At 56.2% G+C, this 22274-nt stretch carries 19 protein-coding genes and 2 pseudogenes; 4 read left to right on the forward strand and 17 right to left on the reverse strand.

Annotation, left to right across the window (positions count from 1 at the left end):
- Window positions 1-2 precede the first annotated feature (2 nt).
- Entirely contained in the window at window positions 3-656 is a 654-nt protein-coding gene (locus tag KTH07_RS00575; RefSeq protein ID WP_023303036.1) for a LysE family translocator, read from the reverse strand.
- A 38-nt stretch (window positions 657-694) separates the two neighbouring features.
- The gene (locus KTH07_RS00580) at window positions 695-1447 is read right to left on the reverse strand and encodes an AraC family transcriptional regulator (RefSeq protein ID WP_017383861.1); all 753 of its coding nucleotides are present in this window, start codon (window positions 1445-1447) and stop codon (window positions 695-697) included.
- Between the two features lie 153 nt (window positions 1448-1600).
- Between KTH07_RS00580 and KTH07_RS00585 the strand changes: the two genes are divergently transcribed.
- A complete protein-coding gene (locus KTH07_RS00585; RefSeq protein ID WP_015572583.1) occupies window positions 1601-2971 on the forward strand; it encodes an NAD-dependent succinate-semialdehyde dehydrogenase in 1371 nt (456 codons plus the stop codon).
- 180 nt (window positions 2972-3151) lie between these two features.
- Here KTH07_RS00585 and KTH07_RS00590 read toward each other — a convergent pair whose 3' ends face one another.
- Window positions 3152-3697, reverse strand: coding sequence for a YfaZ family outer membrane protein (locus KTH07_RS00590; RefSeq protein WP_006810254.1), 546 nt, complete (start codon window positions 3695-3697; stop codon window positions 3152-3154).
- Window positions 3698-4108: 411 nt separating this feature from the next.
- On the opposite strand from KTH07_RS00590, the gene KTH07_RS00595 reads away from it, so the two are divergent.
- The 3 genes from KTH07_RS00595 to KTH07_RS00605 all read left to right on the forward strand — a co-directional run bounded on the left by KTH07_RS00595 (window position 4109) and on the right by KTH07_RS00605 (window position 7965).
- Complete coding sequence (locus tag KTH07_RS00595; protein ID WP_023303038.1) at window positions 4109-5467, forward strand: esterase-like activity of phytase family protein; 1359 nt, start codon at window positions 4109-4111, stop codon at window positions 5465-5467.
- Window positions 5468-5687: 220 nt separating this feature from the next.
- Window positions 5688-6710: a glycosyltransferase family 8 protein gene (locus KTH07_RS00600; protein ID WP_032620868.1), complete on the forward strand. Its 1023-nt coding sequence runs from the start codon at window positions 5688-5690 to the stop codon at window positions 6708-6710.
- Complete coding sequence (locus KTH07_RS00605; protein WP_023303040.1) at window positions 6697-7965, forward strand: O-antigen ligase; 1269 nt, start codon at window positions 6697-6699, stop codon at window positions 7963-7965. Before KTH07_RS00600 ends, KTH07_RS00605 begins: the two co-directional genes overlap by 14 nt.
- A gap of 37 nt (window positions 7966-8002) precedes the next feature.
- On the opposite strand, the gene yjiA is transcribed toward KTH07_RS00605, so the two are convergent.
- The 14 genes and pseudogenes from yjiA to hpaG form a co-directional block, all read right to left on the reverse strand.
- Window positions 8003-8956 (reverse strand): GTPase, encoded by a 954-nt coding sequence (gene yjiA, locus KTH07_RS00610; RefSeq protein WP_032620869.1) that lies wholly within the window; start codon window positions 8954-8956, stop codon window positions 8003-8005.
- Window positions 8957-8966: 10 nt separating this feature from the next.
- On the reverse strand, window positions 8967-9170 hold the full coding sequence (locus KTH07_RS00615; protein WP_003856610.1) for a YbdD/YjiX family protein: 204 nt from the start codon (window positions 9168-9170) through the stop codon (window positions 8967-8969).
- A gap of 65 nt (window positions 9171-9235) precedes the next feature.
- On the reverse strand, window positions 9236-11389 hold the full coding sequence (locus tag KTH07_RS00620; RefSeq protein ID WP_023303041.1) for a carbon starvation CstA family protein: 2154 nt from the start codon (window positions 11387-11389) through the stop codon (window positions 9236-9238).
- Between the two features lie 219 nt (window positions 11390-11608).
- Window positions 11609-11866, reverse strand: a complete 258-nt coding sequence (locus tag KTH07_RS00625) for an HTH domain-containing protein (protein ID WP_023303042.1) — start codon at window positions 11864-11866, stop codon at window positions 11609-11611.
- Window positions 11867-11986: 120 nt separating this feature from the next.
- Window positions 11987-12496 carry a 4-hydroxyphenylacetate 3-monooxygenase reductase subunit gene (locus tag KTH07_RS00630; RefSeq protein ID WP_217310872.1) on the reverse strand — a complete coding sequence of 170 codons (510 nt, stop codon included), beginning with the start codon at window positions 12494-12496 and terminating at the stop codon, window positions 11987-11989.
- 17 nt (window positions 12497-12513) lie between these two features.
- The gene (gene hpaB, locus KTH07_RS00635; protein ID WP_023295873.1) at window positions 12514-14076 is read right to left on the reverse strand and encodes a 4-hydroxyphenylacetate 3-monooxygenase, oxygenase component; all 1563 of its coding nucleotides are present in this window, start codon (window positions 14074-14076) and stop codon (window positions 12514-12516) included.
- Between the two features lie 195 nt (window positions 14077-14271).
- Window positions 14272-15162, reverse strand: a complete 891-nt coding sequence (gene hpaA / locus KTH07_RS00640; RefSeq protein ID WP_017383853.1) for a 4-hydroxyphenylacetate catabolism regulatory protein HpaA — start codon at window positions 15160-15162, stop codon at window positions 14272-14274.
- Complete coding sequence (gene hpaX, locus KTH07_RS00645) at window positions 15134-16477, reverse strand: 4-hydroxyphenylacetate permease (protein ID WP_015572591.1); 1344 nt, start codon at window positions 16475-16477, stop codon at window positions 15134-15136. Before hpaX ends, hpaA begins: the two co-directional genes overlap by 29 nt.
- A gap of 21 nt (window positions 16478-16498) precedes the next feature.
- The gene (gene hpaI, locus KTH07_RS00650; RefSeq protein WP_015572592.1) at window positions 16499-17293 is read right to left on the reverse strand and encodes a 4-hydroxy-2-oxoheptanedioate aldolase; all 795 of its coding nucleotides are present in this window, start codon (window positions 17291-17293) and stop codon (window positions 16499-16501) included.
- A 9-nt stretch (window positions 17294-17302) separates the two neighbouring features.
- Window positions 17303-18107: pseudogene (gene hpaH / locus KTH07_RS00655) on the reverse strand (2-oxo-hept-4-ene-1,7-dioate hydratase).
- A 154-nt stretch (window positions 18108-18261) separates the two neighbouring features.
- Window positions 18262-18643, reverse strand: a pseudogene (locus tag KTH07_RS00660) (5-carboxymethyl-2-hydroxymuconate Delta-isomerase).
- A gap of 9 nt (window positions 18644-18652) precedes the next feature.
- Complete coding sequence (gene hpaD / locus KTH07_RS00665; RefSeq protein WP_032620870.1) at window positions 18653-19504, reverse strand: 3,4-dihydroxyphenylacetate 2,3-dioxygenase; 852 nt, start codon at window positions 19502-19504, stop codon at window positions 18653-18655.
- A 2-nt stretch (window positions 19505-19506) separates the two neighbouring features.
- Complete coding sequence (hpaE, locus tag KTH07_RS00670; RefSeq protein WP_017383848.1) at window positions 19507-20973, reverse strand: 5-carboxymethyl-2-hydroxymuconate semialdehyde dehydrogenase; 1467 nt, start codon at window positions 20971-20973, stop codon at window positions 19507-19509.
- Window positions 20970-22247, reverse strand: a complete 1278-nt coding sequence (gene hpaG / locus KTH07_RS00675) for a 4-hydroxyphenylacetate degradation bifunctional isomerase/decarboxylase (RefSeq protein WP_063162007.1) — start codon at window positions 22245-22247, stop codon at window positions 20970-20972. Before hpaG ends, hpaE begins: the two co-directional genes overlap by 4 nt.
- Window positions 22248-22274 lie beyond the last annotated feature (27 nt).

A 22274-nucleotide genomic window follows, 5' to 3' on the forward strand; every position in this document is an offset into this window, starting at 1 on the left:
GGTTAAGGATAGAGGGATACGGGGGAAAAGTGCAAAAACCGCCACAGCACCCACCCACCAAACCCCATCAACACCACCCCCGCCGTGCGCTCTATCAGCCAGAGCGAACGGCTGAGCTTTCGCTGAACCGCCGGTAACCCCATCAGCGATACCAGCGCCAGATCCCATACCAGCACCACCATCACCATCCAGACGCCGCAGGTCGCCTGCTGAAGCAGCGTGACGTCCGGCCCGAGTAACGCTGTCATTAGCGCCAGGTAGAATAACGCGTTTTTGGGATTTAACAGCGCCGAACCCAGCCCCAGCAGGATTTGCTTCCGCAGAGAAGGGCAGCGCTGGCGGGTTTCTTCCAGCGCCAGCGGCTGCGGGCGGCTGCGCACAAGATGCGAGCCAATCCACAGCAGGTACAGCGCGCCGGACAGTTCGATAAGCGTAAACAGCCACCCAAACTGGCGCAGCGCGCTCCAGCCGATAATCACCAGTAAGATATACAACCCGTTACCTGCTGCGATGCCGAGACACAATCCGGCGCTGCCGCGCAGCCGGTAGCGGGCGGCGTAGCCTACCAGCAGGAAGAAATCCGGGCCCGGGCTTAACAGGGCAACAAAATGCGCCAGCGCCAGGGCAAGAAAGGCGGAGGGAAATAACAGTTCCATAGCGACCTCAGTAACAAATCTGAGGTCACCTTACGACGTTACGTATCCTGATTATTGTCTGATATTGATCGGCCCGTGGCGTATTGGCGCGGCGTGGCAGCGGTATAATTCACGAAGGTCTTATGAAAATGACTCTGGTCGGCAAACCCGCTCTGGTAGCCCACGTCGGCGATATCATCCCCCGCGCGCAGCCGCGCTTTGGCGTACTCCACGCGCGAAATGTTGAGGAAACTGCCCGGCGTCAGGCCGGTATCCTGCCTGAAAGTGCGGATCAGCGTCTCCTTGCGCAGTGAGAATCGTTGGGCGAGTTCGTCAAGGGAAGGCGGTGCGGCAAGGTCGGAGAGTAACGCCTGCTGAACCTGCTGGCTGGTTGAGCGAGGTGCATTCATCTCACCCGCGCAACGGGGAAGGGCAGAAAGCAGGGTCTCCACGGATGCGGAGGACATCGTCCCGACAACGGCAAGAAAGTGCTTAAAGAGCGTGGGATCGCGAATAACCTGTAGCGCCAGGGGAAGATCGGTGTCGATATAGAGCATATGGTAACTGCGCGGCTTCCCGACAACGGGGTTGCAGCTGTGCGGGGCATAAGCCGGGATCATGATAAGATCACCGGGATCAAGAACGTACGCATTGCCATGACTTACGCAGCAGGTCTGGCCTTCCACAATCGCGCCGATGGAGAGCTGTGGATGGCAATGACGTTTATATGCCCGGGTGCTTTGCCACGTACTGCGCAGCTCAAGGCCTGCTGCGCGGTTAAAGGTCTGGCGGATGTGGCGGGTATCGGTCATAGGAACTCCATTGATGAGCATTTTTTATACCATGTCTGCGCATCGCCTGGCAGCGTCTTGTTAAGAACCCTCCGTATATACCCAACTTTACCTTCAAAGCCAGTCAGATTGACTACCCTTAATACCCTAAGCGGTAAAACAAGGAGATTCGATATGGCTTACCAGACAGTAAATCCTGCCACGAACCAGCTCATCAAAGAATATCCCTCTCACACTGACGCAGACGTTGAAGCGGCGCTGAAGGCAGCCGATGCGCTCTATCACTCCGACTGGGCGAAAGGCGACATAAGCCAGCGCCTGCCGGTGCTGCATAAGCTGGCGGACCTGATCGACGAACGCGTGGAGGATCTGGCGAAAATCGCCAGTCAGGAGATGGGTAAGCTCATCGAACAAAGCCGCGGCGAAGTGAAGCTGTGCGCGCAAATCGCCCGCTACTATGCGGACAACGCGAAGCAGTTCCTGGCCCCGGTGAAGTATGACTCTGAACTCGGGGAAGCATGGGTTGAACATCACCCCATCGGCGTGCTGATGGCCGTCGAGCCATGGAACTTCCCGTACTATCAGCTGATGCGCGTTCTGGCGCCAAACCTGGCAGCGGGCAACCCGGTGATCGCCAAGCACGCCAGCATCGTGCCGCACTGTGCAGAGACCTTTGCACAGCTGGTACGTGAAGCGGGCGCGCCGGAAGGGGCGTGGACCAACCTGTTTATCTCGTCCGAACAGGTGGCGAACATTATCGCCGACAATCGCGTACAGGGGGCGGCGCTGACCGGTTCAGAAAAAGCGGGTAGCGTGGTTGCGGCACAGGCTGCGAAGCACATCAAAAAATCGACCCTGGAACTGGGCGGGAACGATGTGTTCGTGGTGCTGGACGATGCCGACCTGGATAAAGCCGTGAAGATCGGCGTTAACGCGCGGCTGAACAATGCCGGGCAGGTCTGTACCGCGGCGAAGCGCTTTATCCTGCATGAAAAGATTGCAGACGCCTTCCTGAGCAAATTCACCGAGGCGTTTAAGCAGGTGAAAATTGGCGATCCGCTGGACGAAAGCACCACGCTGGGGCCTTTGTCATCCAAAGACGCGCTGGAGACGCTAACTAAACAGGTTAACGAGGCGGTGAAAAATGGCGCGAAGCTGCACCATGGCGGCAAGCCGGTTCAGCGTGACGGAAGCTTCTTTGAGCCGACGATCCTGACACATATCTCGCGCGATAACCCGGCGTACTTCGAGGAGTTCTTCGGTCCGGTAGCGCAGGTTTACGTGGTGAAAAGCGACGACGAAGCGGTCGCACTGGCTAACGATTCCCACTACGGTCTGGGCGGCGCGGTGTTCAGCCAGAACATCGAGCGCGCGAAGAAAATGGCGTCGCGCATTGAGACCGGGATGGTATACATCAACTGGCTCACCGACACTGCGGCAGAGCTGCCGTTCGGCGGCGTAAAACGTTCGGGTTACGGACGCGAGCTGTCGGACCTGGGGATCAAAGAGTTTGTGAACCAGAAGCTGGTGGTCGTTCGCAAGTAATGCGTTAATAAAAAAACCTGCCATCCGGCAGGTTTTTTATTAACGGTCGCATCGCCTTTCTTGCCGGGTGGCGCTGCGCTTACCCGGCCTACAATCAATGTGCAATAATTTTAATACATTGCACCCTTCATTGTAGGCCCGTGCAAGCGTAGCGCCGCCGGGCGAAACGCGCAAACAGGCTTAGAAGGACACTCCACCGCCTACATATGCACCATCGATCAGCGTGTGGTTTGGACGACCGTCTTTACCGTCTACGCTCACGTGGCGATAGCCCACTTTCAGCGTGACAGGTTTGACTGGCGTCCAGCTTACGCCGCCGTTAGCTTCAACATAGTTCTTCACGCTGTTGTTCAGGCCGTCTGGCGCCACATAACCTTCACCAAACACGTGAATGCTGTCCGTAAGCGCAACGTTAACGCCGCCGCCAATCGGGAATGCCACGCCGTTATCGCCTTTTTTCGGGCCGATGTAGATGGCTTTCGCGCCAGCATTCAGCATCACCGGACCCACTTCCAGGTTGTAGCCTGCCCCAACGCCGCCGGTCTGGGTGCCGTCATCGGTGTTTTTCAGCCAGTTGCTCTCCGCATACAGGCCGGATGAGGATTTCCCCATTTCCAGATTGAGGTTAGTAAAGTTTTTACCCTGCTCAATGCTGCCACCCATGGCCAGTGCGGAGCCCGATACGGCGGTCAGAGCAGAAAGGATCAGGATGTTAAGTTTTTTCATGAGTGTTTCCTCGTCATTAAATTAATCTGAGGGCACCTTAACAAGCGATGTTTATGACTGCAAATGTGATAGGTCTCGCATTTATATGCTGTTTGTGTTGGGTTTTTGAATGGTAAATGTTGATGAATTGTTTATATGGCAAATCGTCAATGTCCAATACATTCGCGTTTAGGGACAGTTTACATTCCTGGCTAAACGTAAAATGAACGAGGCGAAAATAGTCCTTCGCCATGAATTAATTGGGTTTCTAATAATTTCCAAAAGTATTTCAGCTGACACAGATAAAGACAGAGGTTTACATTTCTGGTGATTGATATACGTCCGTACGCGCCGCTTCGTTGCCATTACATGTCATTTTTCTGACACGTTTCTTCATTACGTTGTTGGCTTCACTTACTGGATGCTAACAATATGAAAAGAAAAATTATTCCTGTGCTAATCGGTTGTGCGCTCTCTTTCTCTGGCCTGGCGGCACAGCCAACCGCGGAGCGCTACGTCGTCAGCTTTCCCGAAGGCGCGCATGTCAAATACAGCGGTGCGTTTGCCAGCGCATTCCCGAACGGGCTCCCGGTGGGGATTGGTTCGGGTTTGTTATTCACGGGCAAGCAGGGCGATGCGCTGACGTTTGCGACCGTGACCGATCGCGGTCCTAACGCGGATTCGCCAAAAATGGGGAAAAGCGATGCCAAAATCTTTGCTACCCCGGATTTCGCCCCGCTGCTGATGACGATCCGTGTGCTAAACGGCAAAGCGGAGGCCGTGGACGCGCGACCGCTGCATGATGATAAAGGCGAGATCAACGGCCTGCCGCTGCAAAGCGGCGTGATTGGATCTACCAATGAAGTCGCGCTAAGCGACACCTTAAAAGTGCTGAAAGGCGATAACCGCGGGCTGGATACGGAAGGCATCACGCCGGACGGGAAGGGCGGTTACTGGCTGTGCGATGAGTATGGCCCGTTCCTGATTAACGTCGACAGTAAAGGGAAAATCCTCGCGATCCACGGTCCGCAGGCGACGGAAGGGGAGAAATCCATCGCGGGCGGTCTGCCAAACGTTATCAAATGGCGTCAGGCAAACCGGGGCTTTGAAGGGCTGACCCGCATGCCGGACGGACGCATTATCGCCGCCGTGCAAAGCACGCTGGATATCGACGGGAAGAGCAAAAAACAGGCGCTGTTTACGCGTCTGGTGAGCTTCGATCCGGCGACCGGGAAAACCGCGATGTACGGCTACCCTGTCGACAGCGCGGCCTACAGCAAAAACAGCGACGCCAAAATCGGCGACATAGTGGCGCTGGATAACCACACCATCCTGCTGATTGAACAGGGCGAGGATAAAAATGACGCAATGCGTAATCTCATCTACAGGGTTGATCTGAGCAAGGCGAGCGATCTGGCGGCCTTCGACAAGCCGGGCGAATACCCGGAGTTTGATGATGAGAAAACGCTGGCGCAGCGCGGCATCACGCTTGCGGAAAAAACGCAGGTGGTCGATCTGCGTGCGCTGGGCTGGCAGCAGGAAAAGGCCGAAGGGCTGGCGCTGATTGACAGCAAAACGCTGGCGGTAGCGAACGATAATGACTTTGGCGTGAAGGTGGCGATGCAGAAGCCAGTCGAGGGCAAGAAGCTCAAGGATTATCGGGTGAACGCGCAGGGGGCGCTGATGCTGGATGACAAACCGGTTGAAACCACCCTCAGCGTGAAGCCGTTGAAGAAACCGGAGTCCGACAGCGAGCTGTGGATTGTGACGCTGCCGGAGGCGTTGAAATGAGAGCGGTTGGTTAATCGACCATTTCTAAAGTAACGCAGCACTATACCCATGCGTCTATGGGTATAGTGCTTTTTTATATGTTATTCAAAAGGTTAACCTGTCATTTTTTCCAAGGTTATCATGTTTTGTATGATTGCTAAACAAATTAGAGAAAGTACTGGGGAAGGCAGCTATTATTTGTTATCTTATGTATTATAAGTATTTTTGAGCTCGATAAATAATGATGAACCCAACCATTCTTAATTTAAACGAAAATATATTGGGCGTGCAAGTAACGAATTTTAATCTCGATGTTGAAGTTCAATATTCAGCAGTTGTTTATGGTGTCGATGAAAATTTTCTAAAGCATTGTGGGATCTCGATGTTATCAATTGTGGAAAAAACTTCGGAAGTTCCATTGCATTTTTTCATTATTACAGATAAAAGCAATGAAGTTGACTTTTCCAGATTGCAGTCTATTATCAAGAATACTCAACATGCACTGACAATTATTATTGTATCTGCTGACGCTCTGGATGTTTTTCCTAAGAATTCAATTTTCCCGGTCTCAATATATTTCCGTCTCCTGGCTCCGTATGTAATTAAAGAATATCGTTATTTTTTATATGTTGACGCCGATATTATAGCGCTGGATAGTATTTATGATCTATTAGAAAACCATAAGCCGATAAATAATATTTGTTGTGCTGTCAGGGAGCCGGAGCATCAGACTGCTCTTTCAGAATCTATTAATATGTCTGGTTGCGATTATTTTAATTCTGGCGTTCTTTATGTTGATGCCAGAACGTGGAATGAAAATAAAATATCGCAAAAAGTTTTTGAATGCTTACTGGAGCGTGGGGCTGACTTTAAGTATTTTGATCAAGATGCTCTGAATGTTGTCCTGAACGAAAAAATAATGTTTATAGATGGCAAGTATAATTGCCAAATAAAGGCAGGACACAAAAAGGGAGATTTCATGCGTGAACCACCCAATGAAACAGTTTTGTTACATTATGTTGGTAGCGATAAACCATGGCAGTTATGGAATCAACAGCAAATAAGCACCTACTATCGTAAATATAAAAAAATGTCACCCTGGTGTGATGTTGAAGATGTTAGTCCACGTTGTGCGAAAGAACTAAAGAAATGCTATAAAACGCTTAATAATAAGAAACAGTTTATTGAAGCTTTCTGTATGTTTGTTCGTTATCATTTGGCTCGTTTCTTGGAAAAAAGGCAAACTAAACATGTTAAGTCGTGAATACATTAAAAGGTTAAATGTTAACATTATTTTCATTCTTGTTGTGTTTACAGTTGGAAGCGATCTTTTTATAGAGGCTTATCCAAGAAAGCTATTTTACATGGGTTGTTATCTTTCTATTTTTGGCCTTCTTTTTTTGGAAAGTTGGAAGGGTTTTCGTCAATGGCTATTGAGTAATAAAATCGCAATAGCATTTTTGTTGAGCATTGTGCTTCTCGGTGCCAGTAAGCTAATTTGGTCGATGATATTTCCATCGACACATTTACAGGATATTAAAGATAATTATTATGCCGGTGGAAAGTTGCTCATCCTGTCAGGAGTAATGGCATTTTATTTGCTTAAATCCGTAAATGTAATTTCAATCCAAAGCTGGAAATTCGCTGCTTGCACTAGCGTTGTTCTAGGTTTACTCACCGTTTGGTTTGGTTACCAGGAGCAAGCGACTGGTATAACCAGAATTAAATTACTAGCCGATGCTGCTACGACTACTGCTTATATAATGGTTGTTCAGTCAGTTCTGTGTTTTTCTCTTATTAAAAAAGCAGTTTCAAATCAGCTTTACCGTACTGTATTTAACATTGCTACATTTTTCATATTCTCTTATTTATTACTGATGACAGAAACCAGAGGCGCTATAGGCACTTTTTTCATTGTCTGCTTCGTCCTGGCATGTTTTGAATTGAGAAATGTAAAGCCTCGTTATTGGTTTTTAGCATTACTGGCAATATCCATCATTGGCGGAGGGATAGCTTATAAGATGCAAAAGAGAATTGTTGAGGCTTATGATAACATCCAACAATTACAAAAAAATAATGCTAACACATCTTTAGGAGCACGTTTTGTTATGCTTGACGCAGGACAGCACGTAGCGAGTTTATCACTTTTTGGTCAGGATGCAGAAAAGCGTTATAATAATGCAAGAGAATATATTGAACAAAACTATAAAAGCGCGGAAGCAGTCAGGGCTATAAAATATCATTTCCATAATGATATAATTGAAAGCTTTAGCTTACAGGGCCTTTTAGGCGTCATTGCTATTATATTGTTTTATGTCACTGGTTTTTTAGCTTCCTGCGAAAAAAAGAATAAGTTTAATGTTGGGTTGCTGCTTTATATGTCAGCGCTATTTCTTATGGGATTGACAGATGTCCTCTTTATCCAACGAAATACAGCAATGGTAATTGGTGCTTGTGCTGTAATCTTACTTCTCTGCCAGAGAGATGAGAATAAAAAAATCGAAAATGTGAGACAGTAATTAAATCAGGGCCATTAAAAATTGGCCCTGATGTATCTTATTTTTTCAGCCCCGCAAACGCTGCCCGAATTTCCTCTTCCGGCAGCTGTATTCCAATAAACACCATCACGCTGTGCGGCGCTTCATCGCCCCACGGGCGATCCCAGTCGGCGCTGTACAGGCGCTGCACGCCCTGGAACAGCAGGCGGTTCGGCTCGCCGTCGATCCACAGCATCCCTTTATAGCGCAGCAGCTTGTCGGCAAATGACAGCAGCAGGTTCTCCATCACGCGGGAGACCTCGCTGATGTCAACCGGGTAGTCCAGCTCAACCACAATCGACGTCACGTCGTTTTGCTTGTCGGACATAAAGTGGAAGCGCGGTTTCGCGGTGACGTTCTCTTCCAGCATAAAGCCGTTGGTGTTGAACAGCTGAGCGAGAGCGATATCGCCATGCGTCACCGTGTAAATGGGCGCACGCGAGTTGATGCGCGTCAGGCGCTCGCGCAGTTTTTCACTTTCACCCGCCACGTCGGTTTTGGTCAGCAGGATGCGGTCGGCGTAGCCAACCTGGGACTGGGCGATGGTGAACTGGTTCATCTGCTCGTCGGCGTGTACCGCATCCACCAGAGCGATGACGCCGTCCAGCAGGTAGCGCTGGCAAATGATCTCATGAGAGAAAAAAGTCTGAATAATCGGGCCGGGGTCGGCCATGCCGGTGCACTCGATCACCAGACGGTCGAAGTCGATGTCACCGCGATCGCGGCTGTCGAGCAGGTCCAGCAGGGCGTCTTCTAATTCGTTAGAGCGGGTGCAGCAGATGCAGCCGTTGGTCAGGGTTTTGATCTGGGTGGCGCGGTCGCCAATCAGCTGATCGTCAACGGAGACTTCGCCAAATTCGTTTTCGATGACGGCGATTTTGAAGCCGTGCTGCTCGTTCAGAATGTGGCGCAGCAGGGTGGTTTTACCGGCGCCGAGGAAACCGGTCAGCAGGGTAACGGCAATCGGGGTCATGGTTTCTCCTTTAGCAGCAGCGGACGCCGCCTTCTCCACTTCCGCCGTAGCGCGCTTCCTGGCGCTCGCGGAAGAATTCAGTGTAGGTCATGTACGGCTTATCCGGATGGTTGGTCTTCATATGCTCAACGTAGTTGTCATAGTCCGGAATGCCAATCAGCATTTTCGCCGCCTGACCGAGGTATTTTTTTGCTTCGCCTAAGTTACCAAACATTGAGGGTTCCAGATAGAAGAAGCCCGGTGGCTCTACGCTTACCGGGCCTACAGTAACATGCTTAATTAATGGTGTGAGGAGGTCTTCACGCCGCCTTCCGGCACCGGTACGTACGGGGTCTCTTTGTCCGTACGGCCCTCAACGTTACGCACTTTCATCCAGGTTTTGATGCCGTAGAAGATAATGCTGTACACCACCACCAGGAACAGAATGCTCAGACCCGCGTTGGTGTAGTTGTTCACCACGATATGGTTCATGTTGGCAATCTGCTGCGCGGTCAGATCCGCGCCGCCTGCGGCAATCTTCTCTTTGAACTGGTTAGCCATGAAGAAGAAGCCTTCCAGCTGCGGGTTGGTGCTGAACAGTTTCAGACCCAGCGCCCAGGTAGTGCAGAGCAGCAGCCACAGCGCAGGCACCACGGTGACCCAGATGTATTTGGTGCGTTTCATCTTCACGAGGACAACGGTACCCAGCACCAGGGCCACAGCCGCCAGCATCTGGTTAGAGATACCGAACAGCGGCCACAGGCTCTTCACGCCGCCCAGCGGGTCAACAACGCCCTGATACAGCAGATAACCCCACAGGCCTACGCAGCCCGCAGTGCCCAGAACGCCGGCCACCAGCGAGTCGGTTTTCTTCAGGAATGGCACGAAGTTACCCAGCAGATCCTGCAACATGAAGCGGCCTGCACGCGTACCGGCATCCAGCGCGGTGAGGATGAACAGCGCTTCAAACAGAATACCGAAGTGGTACCAGAAGCCCATGTCCGCCCACGGCAGCACTTTGTGGAACACGTGTGCGATACCCACCGCCAGCGTTGGCGCGCCACCTGCGCGGTTCAGCACGGACGGTTCGCCGATGTCTTTCGCGGTCTGCATGATCTGCTCAGGCGAAATCACGAAGCCCCAGGAGCTGACGGTCGCCGCCGCGTGTGCGCTGGCGTCTTTCAGCTGTGCCAGGATCAGCGCGGTATTTTCGCCGCCCATCTCATGCAGGTTTGGCATGGTAATGCCGAGACCCGCCGGCGGGGTGTTCATCGCAAAGTACAGGCCAGGCTCGATAATCGACGCCGCAACCAGCGCCATGATCGCCACGAAGGATTCCATCAGCATCGCGCCGTAACCGATGAAGCGCGCGTCGGTTTCGTTGGCCATCAGCTTCGGCGTGGTGCCGGAGGCGATCAGCGCGTGGAAGCCAGACACGGCACCGCAGGCAATGGTGATAAACAGGAACGGGAACAGGGCGCCTTTCCACAGCGGACCGGTACCGTCAATGTACTGCGTCACCGCCGGCATTTTCAGCTCCGGGTTGATGATCACAATACCAATGGCCAGCCCGACGATAACGCCGATTTTCAGGAAGGTTGCCAGGTAGTCACGCGGAGCCAGAATCAGCCACACCGGCAGCAGCGCTGAGATGAATGCGTAGCCGATCAGCGCGAAGGTGATGGTGGTGTCTTTAAAGGTCAGCGCCGGACCCCAGTACGGGTCGTGCGCAATCACGCCGCCGAAGTAGATGGAGGCGACCAGCAGCACGATACCGATGACCGACACCTCGCCAACGCGGCCAGGGCGCAGGAAGCGCATGTAGATGCCCATGAACAGCGCAATCGGTACGGTAGAGCAGACGGTGAAGACGCCCCACGGACTTTCGGCCAGCGCTTTCACCACGATCAGGGCCAGCACCGCCAGGATGATGATCATGATCAGGAAGCAGCCGAACAGGGCGATCGTGCCTGGCACGCGGCCCATCTCCTCTTTGATCATCTCGCCCAGCGACGAACCGTTACGGCGCGAGGAGATAAACAGCACCATAAAGTCCTGCACCGCCCCTGCCAGCACCACGCCCGCCAGCAGCCAGAGCGTACCCGGCAGGTAGCCCATCTGCGCGGCCAGCACCGGGCCGACCAGCGGGCCTGCACCGGCGATAGCGGCAAAGTGGTGACCAAACAGCACGTAACGGTTGGTTGGCACGTAGTTCAGGCCGTCGTTGTTAATAACCGCCGGGGTGGCGCGCGTCGGGTCGAGCTTCATAACCTTCTGCGCGATGTACAAGCTGTAGTAGCGATAAGCCACAAGGTAGACGGAAACCGACGCGACCACGATCCACAGGGCGCTGACGTGCTCGCCCCGGCGTAATGCGACAACCGCCAGACAGAAAGCACCGATGATCCCGAGGATGGCCCAGGGCACGTGCTTAAGTAGTTTTTTAGTATCCATAATAAGACCTGGTTTTTTATGTAAAGAAAAAAGGGTCAGGGTTCGTTGTGAGGAGGTATTGATTAATGCTGGAGCGATCGTGCCAGATCCTCGCGCGTGTAAAGCACGGTAAATGGGTGAGTGGTTGAAAGCGATGCGTGAGCGGTCAAAAGCGAGGGTGAGTGGTTAAGGCTCACCCCCGGTGGGAGAAAATATGTGATTGAGATCACTGAGAATAATCTAGCCCTGTGAGCTTTTGTCGTTCGCTTCAGGGCAGTGCACGCAGCGGCAGGGCTGATACGTCGGCAGCAGCTGATAGCGCCCTTTGCCGTCGTGTTCAATAATCGGGGAAAGCGCCTGTAAATCGCGGTACACCGTGCGTTCGGTAATGCCAAATTTTTGCATCAGATCGCGGCGATTAACGCTTCCGTTGCGGTGCAGGGCAATAATGATTTCAACCAGACGTTCAGCCGAGCGGCTTCGGGGTGAAGGGGCCATAAGACTTTCCAGCGTTAAGGGGGCGGCTGACGACGTTGCCAGCCGCCCCGGAAAATTTATCTTATGGATAGTTAACGGCGCACCTTTGCGGAAACCTTAGCGTTTTTTTGTGCAACGGGATCAAATCGCGGCTTCCATCTCCATCATCACCGGGTGGAAACGGCGTTTGAAGTAGATCAGGCCGTGCCCCTCGCTGCTGAGGATGATGTTCTTAATCTCCACAAGGTAGACCAGATGGGTGCCGATGGTTTGCACCTTGGTTATCTCACCTTCCAGGCTTGCCAGAGCGCCTTTCAGCACCGGCTGCGCCAGCGGTCCTTTCTGCCAGCAGGAGAGAGCAAAGCGCTCCTCCATTGCCATGCCGGTCATCCCGGCAAAGTGGCGGGCCATGATCTCCTGCTCGTGGTTCAGCACGTTGACGCACAGTTTGCCGTTGCCCTGGAAGACCGGGTTCATGGCGCTGCTGGCGTTAATGCAGACCATGACCGAAGGCGGGGTGTCCGTGACCGAGCAGACGGCGGTGGCGGTAATGCCGCAGCGACCCGCATCGCCCTCGGTAGTGATCACATTCACCGCCGCCGACAGGCTGGCCATCGCGTCGCGAAAACGCAGGCGTTCTTCAGATTGCATTGAAACCTCCCGCTGCGTTATTTCAGCAGCTTATCCAGCATGTTGATATCAGTGTTGTTGTGCAGGTGCGGTACGGTCCAGCCGTGCTGGTCGTACTCGGACATGCAGCGGTCAACCATCGCCATCATCTTGTCCATGTTGCCGGAGCTTTGCGCCTGACGCAGGCATTGCAGGCGGACCTCATCCTGGCTACCGGAGTAGTTGATTTCGTACAGCTCGTGACGTCCGCCAAACTCGCTGCCGATGGCATCCCACATCAGTTTCAGAATCTTGATGCGTTCGACATGATCCATCCCGTTGGAGCCGCGCACGTACTTCGCCAGGTACTGGTCGATCTGCGGGTTGTTCAGGTCCCGCGCGCTGGACGGCAGGTAGATCAGCCCCGAGGTCACGTTACGTTCGATGATGTTCTTGATCTTCGCATAGGCCATTGGTGCCATCACGCGGTAAGTCTGTAACGCCGCGTGGTCAGGCAGATACGCGCCGTTTACCCACGGCGTGGCTTCGGAGCACATGGAGTCGCTCAGCGCCCAGAACATGTTGCGCCACGCCACCACTTCGCCGAGATCCGCCTGCACGCCGCGGAACTCGAGGGTGCCGGTACACTCCAGCGACTTCTTCAGCAGAGCGGTGATGAAGTCGAGCTTCACTGCCAGACGCACGCAGGCCTGAAGCGGGTACATGCGGGCGAAGCCACCTTCCATCGTCCAGCGACGGCAGCGGTCGAAATCGCGGTAGATCAGCACGTTTTCCCACGGGATCAGCACATGATCCATTACCAGAATGGCGTCGTTCTCATCAAAGCGGCTGGAGAGCGGGTAGTCGTACGGAGAGCCTGTCGCCCCTGCCACCATCTCGTAAGAGGCGCGGGAGATCAGCTTCACCCCTTCGGCATCCATCGGCGCGACGAACATCAGCGCGAAGTCCGGGTTTTCGCCCATCACCTGCGCAGAGCCGAAGCCGATCATGTTGTAGTGGGTCAATGCCGAGTTGGTGGCCACCACTTTCGCGCCGCTGACGATGATCCCGGCGTCGGTCTCTTTCTCCAGCTTGATGTAAACGTCTTTCACCTCGTCCGCCGGTTTATGGCGATCGATCGGCGGGTTGACGATGGCGTGGTTAAAGTACAGGCCGGTTTCCTGAATACGGGTGTACCAGTTGCGGGCATTCTGCTCGAACTGACCGTAGAAGGCAGGGTTAGCGCCGAGCGCGCAGCCGAACGCGGCTTTGTAGTCCGGCGTACGCCCCATCCAGCCGTAGCTCAGGCGCGACCACTCGGCGATGGCGTCACGCTGCTGGCGCAGATCGTCGGCACTTTTCGCCACGCGGAAGAATTTATGGGTGTAGCCGCCGCTGCCGGTATCGGTACCCCAGCAGAGGGTATCCTGCATGTCTGGCTTGTGCAGGGCATCGTACATCTGGGCGATGGACGCCGCCGCATTGCGAAATGCCGGGTGGGTAGTGACGTCCTTAACGCGCTCGCCGTAGATATAAATCTCACGGCCATCTTGCAGGCTTTTTAAATACTCTTCACCGGTTAACGGACGTTTGGCATCAGCGCGGAAATCTTCAGGCTTCATAGGGACCTCGTATCGGAAGATGGTTGTTAAATTTATGTTTTGTTTTTGTTGTTTAATTGAAGCTTGAGACGGGCGGAACGTGAAGGGACGATTGGGACAACGGCAGGTACTTTTCGGGTGAGAGGTGGTTTTGTGATCTGTGCGGCTTTTCGGCGGGTGGCGCTGCGCTTACCCGCCCTACGAACCGTTATGCGTTCAGGAAACCGGTACTTTCTGCGCCCGGTATGCGCTGGGTGAGCACCCCGTCAGTCGGTTAAAAAAACGGGCGAAATAGGCCGGATCTTTAAACCCCAGCTGCCAGGCAATTTCGCTCACTGTGCTGTCGGAAAACAGCAGCAAACGCCTGGCTTCCCGCAGCTGGCGGTCGAAGATCAGCCGTTTCGGCGAGCGGTTGGCGAAGCGGCGACAGATATCGGTCAGGCGAGATTCGGTGAGATGCAATTCGCTTGCATACTCCGGCACCGTCCAGTGCTCGTGGTAATGAGCATCTGTCAGCTGGTTAAAGCGCTGAAAAAGCTTCAGCTCACCGCGCATGCCGCCTGACGCGTGGTCGTCGAGCTTCGCGTTGCGCAGCAGCAGGGTAAAAACGGCCTGGGCCAGCAGGACCAGCGTATGCTCGCGACCGGGCAGTTGTTCCGTGGATTCCCGGGCAATCAGCTGCCAGTAGTGCTTCAGCGCCGCCAGCTCGTCAGGCCTGTCGGCAAGCGACAGGCAGATCCCCGGCAGGCCGAACGCTTCCCGCGTACCGGGGTAGAGCACTTCTAACAGTGGCCAGATGAGATCCTCGCGCACCGTCAGCACGTGGCCGTCGCTGTCGGATTCGGTAATAAACGCGTGCGGCACCGACGGTGGTGTTAGCACGAACAGCGGCGCCTGCACCGAGTAACGGTGGTCGTCGAGCTGGAGCTCAATCTGCCCGGTGTCGAGAAAATGCATCTGAAAATACTGGTCGTGGCGGTGCGCCTGCATGTCGCGGCCAAAAAAGGCCGCCATGCGGGCAAACGACTGGTAGTGCACATCGTCGGTGCCCAGACTTTCGTCGTAATCCTTGCTGATATCAATGTTGGCGATGGGGCTCTGGCACATGATCGTTCCTCTGTTGATCCCGCTGCGTCATCGGAATGCGCGTCAGCACCAGCGCGCCCACCACCAGCAGACCCGCCACGAACCACAGTCCCGAGCTGAAGCTGCCGGTCGCGTCGCGCAGAATACCTATCAGCAATGGGCTGACGGCAGACCCGACGTTGCCGATGGCGTTGATCACCGCCAGCGCCACCGCGCGGGATTGCAGGCTAATAACCTGATCCGGCGTGGTCCAGAATATCGCCATGGCGGTAAACGATCCGGTTGAGGCCATGATGATGCCAAGCAGCTGGATCAGGCTGTGATCGGTCGCTGAGGCCAGCATCCATCCCGCCGCTGCAAACAGATACGGCAGGATGGTGTGCTTTTTTCGCTCTTTCAGCCTGTCGGAGCGGCGGCTCCACCAGATCATCCCGAGGATGGTGCAAAACTGCGGAATCGCCGCCAGCAGGCCAATCACGATATTGCTGCTGCCGGTGTTGAAGCTTTGCAGGATCTGCGGCGTCCAGATGTTGATCGCGCTCAGCGTATTCGTCAGGCAGAAGTAGGCCAGCGTGTAGAGCAGCACGGCGGGCGTCAGCACCTCGCGCAGCGTCGAGCGCGGCGTGGCGGCGTGCGCAATGGCCAGCTCCTGTTCGCGGGCGATCATCGTTTTGAGTGCCTGCTTTTCGTCATCATCCAGCCAGGTGGCCTGATCCGGGGTGTCGTTAAGGTAGAACCAGGTCACCACGCCGAGCACCACCGATGGCAGCCCCTCCAGCAGGAACAGCCACTGCCAGCCCTTCAGGTTCCACAGCCCGTCCATCGCCAGAATGTACCCGGAGAGGATCGAGCCGAGCATCATGGTCACCGGCATGGCGATCATAAACAGCGCGTTGGCGCGGGCGCGGTGATACGCCGGGAACCACCAGGTGAGATAGACCAGAATGCCTGGCAGGAAACCGGCTTCGGCAATGCCCACCAGCATGCGCAGGACATAAAGCGTTTCGGGGCTGGTGGCGAACATGGTGCAGGTAGAGGCGATGCCCCACACCACCATGATCCCGGCGATCCAGCGGCGGGCGCCGACCTTCGCCAGCATGATGTTGCTGGGGATACCGCACAGCACGTAGGTCACGTAAAACAGCGTCGCGGCCAGGCCAAACATGGTTGACGTGAGGCCCAGATCTTTGCCCATCGTCAGCCCGGCAAAGCCGATGTTGATGCGATCGAGAAACGAGAAAACAAACAGGATAAAAAGAAACACGATCAAACGACGGAACAGCTTATTAATAACGCGATGTTCAACAGCTTTATTATGCAGGGTTGAGGTCGTCATGTTGCGCTCCACATCGTACGTTTAGTAGACGGATTTATTGTTATCAACTGCTGTGGTGACGTCGGTAAAGCGGGCCGCCAGCGCTTCGGCGCTGCGGGCGAGCAGGGTGGTATCCACGCCGACCGCGACAAACAACGCGCCGAGGCTGAGATAGCGTTTTGCCAGCTGTTCATTCGCCATCAGGATGCCGGGCGCTTTGCCCGCGCTGAGGATCTGCGCGATCGCCTGTTCAATGGCGGCCTGCACCTCCGGGTGCTGCGGATTACCGGCGAAGCCCATGTCGGCGCTCAGATCCGCCGGGCCGATAAACACGCCGTCCACCCCTTCCACGTCCAGGATCTGCGGCAGGTTTTTCAGCGCCTCGCGAGTTTCGATTTGCACCAGCACGCACATGGCGTCGTTAGCCTGATGCAGATACTCCGGGATGCGGTTCCAGCGCGACGCCCGCGCCAGCGCGCTGCCGACGCCGCGAATGCCGGCAGGCGGATAGCGGGTGGCGCTGACCGCCAGACGGGCTTCGTCGGCGTTTTGCACCATCGGCACCAGCAGGGTTTGCGCCCCCACGTCCAGCAGCTGCTTGATCTGCACCGGATCGTTCCACGATGGGCGCACCACCGGCTGGCTGGGATAAGGGGCGATGGCCTGGAGCTGAGTCAGGACGGTCTGCACGCTGTTCGGCGCGTGCTCCCCGTCGATCAGCAGCCAGTCAAAACCGGCCCCGGCCAGTAGCTCAGCGCTGTAGCTGCTGGTCAGCCCCAGCCACAGGCCGATTTGCGGCTTTCCGGCTTTCAGCGCGGTCTTAAATGCATTTTCCATGGTGCACTCCTACACAAAGCGGCAACTGATGGAGCCCATGTTGCCGTAGTCGACGTGGAAGGTGTCGCCTCTGCTGGCGGCAACCGGGCGGGTAAACGAGCCGCCGAGGATGATCTGGCCTGGCTCAAGCTGCACGTCGTATGGCGCGAGTTTGTTCGCCAGCCACGCCACGCCGTTTGCCGGGTGGTTAAGCACGCCTGCGGCGACCCCGGTCTCTTCGATCACACCGTTGCGGTAGAGCAGGGCGGAGATCCAGCGCAGATCCAGCTCGTCGGGTTTAATCGGGCGGCCGCCGAGGATCACGCCCGCGTTGGCGGCGTTATCGGAGATGGTGTCGAACACCTTGCGCGGGCGCTGGGTTTCCGGGTCAACGTTATGGCAGCGGGCGTCGATCAGCTCCAGGGCGGGGATGACGTAATCCGTGGCGTTGTAGACGTCGAAGATCGTACAGTTCGGGCCGCGCAGCGGTTTTGCCAGCACGAAGGCCAGCTCCACTTCGATGCGCGGGACGATAAAGCGATCCACGGGGATGTCGCTGCCGTCGTGGAAGAACATATCGTCCAGCAGCGCGCCGTAGTCCGGCTCGCTGATCTGCGAGCTGGCCTGCATCGCTTTGGAGGTGAGGCCGATCTTGTGGCCTTTCAGCACGCGGCCTTCGGCAATTTTCAGGCTCACCCATTCGCGCTGGACGGCGTAGGCGTCTTCAATGGTGATCTCCGGGTACTCCAGCGAGATCGCGCGGATCTGCTCCCCGGGATTGTTCCGCCTGATGCAGGCGGTGGGCGATCAGGGTATGGGTGTGTTTGTCGAGCATGGCGTATCCTTTGTGCGGCTGTTGCCGGGTGGCGCTTCGCTTACCCGGCCTACGGTTCGGTGCTGCTGTTGCCGGGTGGCGCTGCGCTTACCCGGCCTACGGTTTGGGGCCGTTGTAGGCCCGGTAAGCGCAGCGCCACCGGGCGAGCAAACGGCTACTTAAACAACGCGTGCACGTTGTTCTGCTTGTAATTAAGCGTCGGGTGCAGCTCGTCGAGCTCGAACGACAGCGCCAGATAGCGGGCGGCCATCAGCTCTGCAAAATGCGTTTTGATCAGCGCAAACAGCATCTCCCCCCACGGCTTCCCGGCTTTCCAGGCTGCGCCCCGCGCCAATCTTCAGCGTCATATGCACAAAGGCGTAATCGTGCTTACCGTCTGCCATCTGCCAGGTGTCCAGCCAGTGGGCGCGGCTGCGGATGCCGCCGATGGGGAAGATGCCCGTGGCAGCGAGCGCCTCGTTCACTTTGGCGAACAGCCCTGGCAGGTCGGCTTGCTCGCGGATGTTGTCGGTACATTCAGCAATAAAGTGCGGCATGGCGGCTCCTTACGCGGGCAGCGGGAAAACGGCGTTGACCTGGCCGGTGCCGGAGCTGGCGAACAGCTCGGTGAGAAACTCCACCTTACCGTTGTATTTGTCCCAGCCGAGCATCCCCAGCAGCATCACCGTGTCGTGCATATTGCCCTCGCCGTAGCAGTAGTCGGCGTACTCCGGCAGCATGCTGCAAAACTCCTTGAACTGACCCTCGCGCCACAGCTTCACCACGCGCTCGTCCATCTGGCGGTCAAACTCGCGGGTGTAGCTGTTCATCCCTTCCTCCGCGCGCTGGTCGTCGATAAAGCGGTGCGAGAGCGAGCCGCTGGCAAGCACTGCCACGGTGCCGTCATATTTTTCGATGGCGCTGACGATGGCCTCGCCCAGCCTGCGGCTGTCGGCGAAGTCGTGAACCGTGCAGAACGCCGAGATGGAGACCACTTTGAAGTGCTTATCCGCGTTCATGTAGCGCATCGGCACCAGCGTGCCGTACTCCAGCTTCAGGCTCGGGATGTTGTGCGCCTTGGCGCGAACGCCAAGCTTCACCGCTTCGTCGGCAATCAGCTGGCCGAGTTCCGGGTTGCCGTCGTAGTCGTAGGTCATGTCGCGGATAAAGTGCGGTAGCTCGTTGCTGGTGTAGACGCCCGCAAAATGGTCCGCACAGTTGATGTGGTAGGCGCTGTTCACCAGCCAGTGGGTGTCGAACACGATGATGGTGTCCACGCCCAGCTCGCGGCAGCGCTTGCTGATCTCTTTATGCCCGTCGATGGCCGACTGGCGGCAGCCGTGGTTTTTGCCCGGCAGTTCGGAGAGATACATTGACGGAACGTGTGTGATTTTTGCCGCTAACGCTAATTTACCCATGGTCAGATCCCCCACTTTGGAATCGGATGGTCACCCATGGAGATACAGACGTTCTTCATCTCCGCGAAGACCTCGAAGCTGTACTCGCCGCCCTCACGCCCGGTGCCGGAGGCCTTCACGCCGCCAAACGGCTGGCGCAGGTCGCGCACGTTCTGGGTGTTGACGAACACCATGCCCGCTTCGATGCTGCGCGCCAGACGCAGCACTTTGCTGACGTCCTGGGTCCAGATGTAAGATGCCAGGCCGTACTCCACGTCGTTGGCCAGGCGCAGGCCTTCCGCTTCGTCCTTAAACGGCAGCAGGCAGGCCACCGGCCCGAAGATCTCTTCCTGCGCCACGCGCATGCGGTTATCGACATCCGCCAGCACGGTCGGGCGCAGGAAGTTGCCGCCTTTCAGGTGCGCAGGCAGATCGGTCGGTTTGTCCGGGCCGCCCGCCAGCAGGGTTGCCCCCTCTTCAATGCCGAGGCGGATATAGCCGGAGACTTTTTCCCAGTGCTGCTGGCTGATGAGCGCGCCAATCTGGGTGTTCGGATCGGTCGGGTCGCCCACGCGCAGGCGGTTGGCGCGCTCGGCAAAGCGTTTGACGAACTCCGGGTAGATGCTCTGCTGGATGAAGATGCGCGAGCCGGCGGTGCAGCGTTCGCCGTTGATGGAGAAAATGGTGAACAGGGCGGCGTCCAGCGCGCGCTCGATGTCTGCGTCTTCAAAAATCAGCACCGGAGATTTGCCGCCAAGTTCCATGGAATACTTCTTCAGCCCGGCGTTTTTCATGATGTTGCGCCCGGTGGCGGTACCGCCGGTGAAGGAGACGGCGCGCACGTCATGATGACGCACCAGCGCGTCGCCCGCCGTGGCGCCATAGCCCTGCACCACGTTGAGCACGCCCGCCGGAATGCCCGCTTCGAGGGCCAGCTCGCCCAGACGGTCGGCGGTCAGCGGGGAGAGTTCAGACATCTTCAGCACCGCGGTATTCCCTAAGGCCAGGCACGGCGCGACCTTCCAGGTGGCGGTCATAAACGGCACGTTCCACGGCGACACCAGCGCGCAAACCCCCACCGGCTGCACCAGGGTGTAGTTGAGCATCTTGTCGTCGACCGGGTAGGTTTTGCCGTTCATCTGCTGGCACACCTCGGCGAAGAACTCGAAGTTGTGCGAGGCGCGCGGAATGAGCACGTTTTTGGTCTGGTGGATCGGCAGGCCGGTGTCGGCGGTTTCCATCGCGGCAATGTCCGGCACGTTCTGGTCAATCAGATCCCCCAGGCGACGCATCAGGCGCGCGCGCTCCTTCATCGGCAGGTTGGCCCATTTCGGAAACGCCTCTTTGGCGGCGGCAACGGCCTGATGGATTTCGGCTTCGCCGCCTGAGGCCACTTCTGCCAGCACCTCGCCGGAGGCCGGGTTAGTGGTTTGGAAGTACTCACTTCCGGCGACGTTTTTACCGTTGATCCAGTGGTTAATCTTTTTCATTTTGCAGTCTCCTCACTGACAATTCGGTTTACCAGACGGCCTACGCCTTCCACTTCCACCACCACCTCATCGCCCGGCACCACGTCGGACAGCCCCTTCGGCGTGCCGGTGGCAATCATGTCGCCCGGTTGCAGGGTCATGAAATCACTCAGATACGCAATCAAGTAGGGGATGCTGAAGATCAGGTCTGCTGTGGTGCCTTCTTGACGCAGTTCACCGTTGACGTAGGTGCGAAGACGAAGGTTGTGCGGGTCAGGAATGGCTTCTTTTGGCACTACGTTCGGGCTGATTGGGGTCAGCCCGTCGCGGCTTTTCACCCGCAGGTTCGGGCGATAGTAGTTTTCGAGATAATCGCGGATGGCGTAATCGTTGCACACCGTATAGCCCGCCACGTAGTCCATCGCCTCGGCTTCGCTGACCTTGCGCGCGGTTTTGCCGATGACCACCACCAGCTCCGCTTCGTAATGCATGTACTCGATATTGTTCGGGCGCACCGACGTCTGGTTGTCGCCGTTGAAGGTATTCGGCGCTTTGATAAACACCAGCGGCTCGGTGGGTGGCTTGAAGTCCAGCTCGCTGGCGTGGTCGGCATAGTTCAGACCGAGGGCAAACAGCGTGGCGTGCGGCGGCGTGCGCGAAGCGATGGCAACGTCGCGTTCCTCCACCACCGGGTTTTCCAGCGGCGGAAATCCTTCTGCCAGAATACGTACCCGATCGCCCGGGCGAACTTCGACGCGGCTTTGCGGAGTGCCGAGCAATATCGCATCGCCGGGGTTCAGGGTGGCAAATTCGCTCAGGGCGCTCAGCAGTTCGGCGGCGTTGCGGTGCAGATCGGCCGTGTTCCAGTGGTCCGCTTCGCGGCCGTTGATCTCGATGATGATGGTCAGATTATCAACGTTATTAACGGCGACAGGTTCGCCGAGCGGGCAAAATCCATCCCGGCATTTGGCCTTGATCGCCGGACGGTAGAAGCTCTCTTCCGGCAGGCTGATTTCGTTAGCCAGCGCGTAGCCGGCGATGTACGCCGCCGCCTCTTCAACGCGTACTTTGCTGGCGGTTTTGCCCACCACCAGCGCCACCGTCGCGCCGCTTAACACGGTTTCTCCCTGCGGGAAGGGAATCGGTTCGCCTGCGCGGATAACAGTGTTATGTGGCTTGATAAACCACACCGCCGTTTTTGGCGGCGCGTTATAGGGGGCTTTTTCAAACGCCTCAGCCCAGGCCACACGCTGGCTTTGGTGGTTTAGCGCTACGGCAAAAACAGTACCTTTCATTCCCATACTCCTCAAACCGGCTGTCCG

Origin of the sequence: Enterobacter cloacae complex sp. ECL72 (assembly GCF_019056635.1) — a bacterium.
GTDB classification, from domain to species: Bacteria; Pseudomonadota; Gammaproteobacteria; order Enterobacterales; family Enterobacteriaceae; genus Enterobacter; species Enterobacter hormaechei_C.